The 5,304-nt window shown below is 65.0% G+C and carries 5 protein-coding genes and 1 pseudogene (1 of these 6 only partly in view); 5 read left to right on the plus strand and 1 reads right to left on the minus strand.

Features of this window, described 5'->3' with window-relative positions; genetic code table 11:
- Positions 1 to 41 precede the first annotated feature (41 nt).
- A complete protein-coding gene (locus ACFE99_RS18595; protein ID WP_375487849.1) occupies positions 42 to 1,361 on the plus strand; it encodes a cytochrome P450 in 1,320 nt (439 codons plus the stop codon).
- A gap of 88 nt (positions 1,362 to 1,449) precedes the next feature.
- Here the strand turns inward: ACFE99_RS18595 and ACFE99_RS18600 are convergent, their stop codons facing one another.
- Complete coding sequence (locus ACFE99_RS18600) at positions 1,450 to 2,385, minus strand: S1C family serine protease (RefSeq protein ID WP_375487837.1); 936 nt, start codon at positions 2,383 to 2,385, stop codon at positions 1,450 to 1,452.
- Positions 2,386 to 2,488: 103 nt separating this feature from the next.
- Here ACFE99_RS18600 and ACFE99_RS18605 point away from each other — a divergent pair, with 103 nt between their 5' ends.
- The 4 genes and pseudogenes from ACFE99_RS18605 to ACFE99_RS18620 form a co-directional block, all read left to right on the plus strand.
- On the plus strand, positions 2,489 to 2,941 hold the full coding sequence (locus ACFE99_RS18605) for a nuclear transport factor 2 family protein (RefSeq protein ID WP_375487839.1): 453 nt from the start codon (positions 2,489 to 2,491) through the stop codon (positions 2,939 to 2,941).
- Between the two features lie 68 nt (positions 2,942 to 3,009).
- Positions 3,010 to 3,567: a tyrosine-type recombinase/integrase gene (locus tag ACFE99_RS18610; protein ID WP_375487841.1), complete on the plus strand. Its 558-nt coding sequence runs from the start codon at positions 3,010 to 3,012 to the stop codon at positions 3,565 to 3,567.
- Positions 3,549 to 3,989 carry a hypothetical protein gene (locus tag ACFE99_RS18615; protein ID WP_375487843.1) on the plus strand — a complete coding sequence of 147 codons (441 nt, stop codon included), beginning with the start codon at positions 3,549 to 3,551 and terminating at the stop codon, positions 3,987 to 3,989. The genes ACFE99_RS18610 and ACFE99_RS18615 overlap by 19 nt, the downstream gene beginning before the upstream one ends.
- An 855-nt stretch (positions 3,990 to 4,844) precedes the next feature.
- Positions 4,845 to 5,304 (plus strand): annotated as a pseudogene (locus ACFE99_RS18620) (serine/threonine-protein kinase) (it continues 1,003 nt past the right edge of the window).

Genomic DNA, 5,304 nt, shown 5'->3' on the forward strand with positions numbered 1-5,304 from the left:
CCACGTACCAGTTTCGGAATCACCAAGCAAACGGGGATGCGTTGAGGCAGAGATTGCATTGGCTGGCGCTGCATGGCTTCATCCGCAGCGTCGCATGGCTGGGCGCGAGGCGCGGCGATCCGCAGGGCCGGTTGATCGCAGATCCGGCGGTCAAGGCTGATCCGGTGCCCTTCTATGAAGGACTTCGGCGGCACGGCCCCTTGGTGCGCGGCCGCATCAGTTACCTTGCCCTCGACCACGCCGTCGCGCAGGAAGTGCTGCGGTCGGAGGACTTCCGCGTCTTGTCGATGGGGTCCAATTTGCCGGCGCCGCTGCGCCGACTGGAGTCCCGCGTCCGCGACGACATGCTGCATCCACTGCGGCCGCCGTCCCTGCTGTCGGTGGAGCCGCCCGAACACACCCGCTATCGCAAGACGGTGTCGTCGGTGTTCACGCCAAGGGCGGTCGCGGCGCTGCGTGATCGAGTCGAGCAGAGGGCGACTGCTCTTCTCGGCGAGCTCGCCGACGAGCGGGGTGTCGTCGACATCGTCGAGCGGTATTGCTCGCAGCTTCCGGTCGCAATCATCAGTGACATCCTCGGCGTGCCGGACAGCGACCGCGGGCACATCCTGGAGTTCGGTGAGCTGGCCGCGCCCAGCTTGGACATCGGTCTGCCGTGGCGGCAATACCAGCAGGTACAGCGCGGCATCGCCGGATTCAATTTGTGGCTGGCGGGCCATCTTCGCCAGTTGCGACGCGAGCCGGGCGATGACCTGATGAGCCAACTGTTACAGATGGCCGAAAGCGGAAGCGCTGAAACGCATCTGACCGAAACAGAGCTGCAAGGGATCGCCGGTCTCGTGCTGGCTGCCGGGTTGGAGACCACGGTTAACCTGCTGGGCAACGGGATTCGGATGCTACTGGACACGCCCGGGCATTTGCGCACGCTGCGCGAGCGCCCGCAGCTGTGGCCGAATGCGGTCGAGGAGATCCTGCGGCTCGACTCACCCGTTCAGCTCACCGCGCGGGTGGCGAGTACCGATACTGTGTTGGCCGACAACGCGATCAAGCGTGGCGAGATGGTGGTGGTCTACCTGGCCGCGGCCAATCGTGACCCCGGCGTGTTCACCGATCCGCACCGGTTCGACATCGAACGGCCCAACGCCGGCCGGCACCTGGCGTTCTCCGGCGGCCGGCACTTCTGCCTGGGGGCCGCGCTGGCCCGCGCCGAGGGCGAGGTGGGGCTGAAGGCGTTCTTCGACCGCTTTCCCGACGTGCGCTCCGCGGGGGCGGGCAGCCGGCGCGATACGCGGGTGCTGCGCGGCTGGTCGACGTTGCCGGTGGCGCTGGGGCCGGTCAGGTCACTGGCCACCGCTGACTGATTGGCGCGCATCGCGAGATAGAAGCCAAGGTCGCGATCTCGGCGATGACGCAGCCGTCGCTTCTGTTTCGCGGAGACACTAAAGCTGATCAGTGTTGGGCGAGCTCACGCGGCACCACCACAACATCGACCAGGGCGCCGTTGCGCCACACCGTCATCTCGATACGACGCTCGATGGCGTCCTCGACCATAAGCCGCTGAATGGCGGTGGCCGTCACCACGTTTCGGCCGTCGACGCTGACCACGATGTCGCCGCGGCGCAACCCGGCTTGAGCTGCCGGGCTGCCGGGAACGACGCTGGCCAGCTGCAGACCGTGCGTTGTTCCCAGCTTGGCGGCCACCGCCGGGGGTACCGGGATGTGTGAGCCGGCAATACCCAGCCACGCGCGACGCACCCGGCCGGTATGCATCAGCGCCGCGATGATCTTGTGTGTGGATTCGTTGATCGGCACGGCCAGTCCAAGACCTACACCAGCGACAGCTGTGCTCACGCCGACCATCCGCCCGCGCCCGTCGGCGAGCACGCCGCCGCTGTTGCCCGGGTTGAGCGCGGCATCGGTCTGGATCACCTCGTCGACCACGCGGCCCGCGCGGGTGGGCAGCGAGCGTCCCAACCCGGAGACGATGCCGGCGGTCACACTGCCCGCCAGGCCCAGCGGGTTGCCGACCGCCACCACCAGCTGCCCGACTTGCAGGTGCTCGGCGCGTCCCATGGCGACCGGCGCCGGAACGCTACCCCGCGCCTTGAGCACCGCCAAGTCGGAAAGCACGTCGCGGCCCGCGACGTCTGCGGTCACCGTGGCGCCGTCGGCGAACGTCGCCTCCGCGGAACGGGCAGTGCCCACCACATGGGCGCTGGTCAGCAGGTAGCCGTCGGATGTGATGACACTGGCGCTGCCACTGCCCTCCCCCCGCCGCGAGCGCACCGCCAGGCTCGCGACGCTCGGCAACACGACTTGGGCGACCCTCGTGACCACAGCGGAGTAGGCGTCGAGGGCGTCGGCGTCAGGGCGCTCGTCAGGCATAACCACCTCAGCGCCGCACCGGCGTGCGGTATGCCAGAGTTCGCCGTGGGCATAACAGGTCGTTCGTTGACATACACTCAGCGACCGCCTTGTATTGACGTCCGTGACCACCAACGCGGCCGCGGCCCCGGTACTGGGGCTGTGGCTGGCGCTGTCGCTACGCGATTGGGACGCAGTCAAGACGTTTTTGTCGGCGGACTGTATCTACGTCGACATGCCCGTCGGTCCAACATTGGCCGCGCGTGGACCCGACAACATCGTCAAGCGGCTCAAGGTCGGGCTCGAGCCGCTGGCCGGATATGAGAACCACGACGGTCTGCTGGTGTGCAACGGCTCCGACGTGATGTACGAACACTCCGAAACGTGGCGATGGGACACCGGCGAAACCGCTGTGCTGCCGTTTGTTTCGGTGCACAAGGTCTCCGACGGCAAGGTGACGTTATGGAAGGACTATTGGGATTTCGGTGCGATCGCCAACCACGCGCCGCCGTCCTGGATGGAGAATCTGTCCAAAGCGGACACGTCATGGGTGTTCGACGCGACCGGGTTGATCTAAGCGCCAGCATTTCAAACCCATTCGTGGCGGCGTTCGACAGGCACAGCAGATGATGTCACACCAGGCCGGTGACCGAAAGTTTGCCGGACTTAGCCGCGCTGATGCCCTCCTGGCATCGGACCGTGCGATCCACCGGCAAATCCCCCAAGACCGTCACCACCTACACCGCGGGCGTGAACTCGTTTCTGCGCTGGTGTGAGCGCACCGGCACGCCCGCCGCACTGACCAAGGCCAACGCCCAGACCTGGATTGCCGACCTGCTCGGCGCCGGGACGTCGGCCAAAAGTGCCGACACTTGGTTGGGCGGGCTGAAGCGCTTCGCCGCGTGGCTGGCCGAGGAAGAGGAGTTGCCGTTTGACCCGCTGGTGCGCATGTCGCCGCCGAAATTCGACCAGAAGGTGACCGACCCACTGACCGAGGACGAACTCAAACGGCTCATCAAGGTCTGCCAAGGCAAGAGCCTTCGCGACCGCCGCGACGAGGCGATCGTGCGGCTGCTGGCCGAAACCGGGATACGCGTTACCGAGCTCGTAGACCTAAGCTGCGACGACCTAGACGCTGATCTACGGGGCGGTCAAGTGTCGGCAAGTCGTATCTCGTTGCGGCGATGCTGCTTGCGCTGCTAATCGACGGGCGGGAGTTCCTGGGGATGCAACCCACCGACACGGCGAAGCTGTGGAAACCGGCGATTCTGTGGACCGACCCCGGCTCAGATGAGGAGTACGGCGAACGGGTCTGCGAGCACCTGCCCGAGGGGGCTCAGGTTGACGTGCCGATGTTTCGCGTCGGTCGGACCACACGGGCCGACGAGTGGGAGGCGTTAGCGGAATTCCTGCTCGCCGAGGGGTTCAACTTCGTTGTGCTGGACAACCTCATGGGCATCGCTGGCGACACCAACGATGCCGATGCGACGCCTCAGCGAGCAGGCTTGCGAGCGTCTCTCCGGTCACCCCACCCACCAGACGACTCGGCATGGAGAGGAAAGTGCTCAATCTGGCGAGGCGACGCCGCGTTGCCCAGGCAGTCGCCACGCGGGCTGACTTGGTGATCCCCACACCCGCGAGTGCCCGTCCTGCGGGGCGCCCCTCCACGGTCAAGGATCGGGGGCTGCGGTCGCTGGTGGCGACCTTCGACCCCCGACCCTGCACTGACCGCGGAGCCTCTGCGCCCCCGACCGGTCACCTTCTCCTTCTTAATTTTCAGGTTCTCGAATTGCTGCGTTCTCGAATGACATTGCGTTATCGAACGCGAGTGACATTGCGTTCTCGAATGGCTCACCAAGTGGTTGCGTTGGTCGGGTACATTACTAGCCGCAGCCTGTTTGCGGGAGCCGTGGGGCTTCCTCACCCCTCCTCCATGCTAAAAAACGCAAGCGACTCGCAAACGCAACGGACAACACTTGCCGAATAACTCACCAAGCCGGTTGCGTCAGGCGATCATCTCACTTCCGGCCGTTTCGAGACGCCGGAGACTCAGCCTTTTTTAACGATTCGGTAGCGACGGAGGTAAATCACAAGATCATGCCGGAATTGTTAGATCTGTGCATCGGCGCACCAGCCGCCACACTCCGGCACTGGTATCTAACCGGCTGTGGGACGACGTCAGCCAAAATCGGCGGGCGTGTACTTTATCGGTGCGTCCCCGCGCAGGCAATATAATTTCAAAACTTGTCCAGCCACGAATACGCGCGGATAGCGGTGCGAAGGCGGGTTCTGCTGGAGATTTCGTCACCCCCTCCGGCTATGAGTACTGCGCCGCGACCTGGGCAAACAGCCTCCACATGCCGGCCGCGCGTTGGATACTACGTCGGTAGCGAGGGGAGGTCTAGTTGAGCGCCCAGCACCCGCACGCCGGCGGGACGTTCGGCAAATACCAACTCAACCGCCTGCTCGGCGAGGGCGGGATGGGTGAGGTCTATGAGGCGTATGACACCGGCAAAAACAGAACGGTCGCCCTGAAGATACTCACCGACGAGAACGCCCAAGACGCAAGCTTCCGTACCCGATTTCTGCGCGAGTCGCACGCCGCCGCAGTGCTGCAGGAACCACACGTCATCCCCATCCACGACTGGGGCGAGATCGACGGCACCCTGTACATCGACATGCGCCTGGTCCAAGGCCAGACCCTCTACGACTTGCTAAAAAGGGGGCCGTTAGCACCGGAACGAGCGGTGCCGATCATCCAGCAGATCGCCGCCGCGCTCGACGCCGCCCATGCTGAGGGACTGATCCACCGGGACGTCAAACCGCAGAACATCATTGTCACGCCGGCCGATTTCGCGTACTTGGTCGACTTCGGTATCGCCGAGGCCAAGGGCGAGACCCACCTGACCAGAGCCGGTTACCAGGTGGGCACCTTCAACT

The sequence above is a fragment of the uncultured Mycobacterium sp. genome, from assembly GCF_964249325.1.
Lineage (GTDB): Bacteria > Actinomycetota > Actinomycetes > Mycobacteriales > Mycobacteriaceae > Mycobacterium.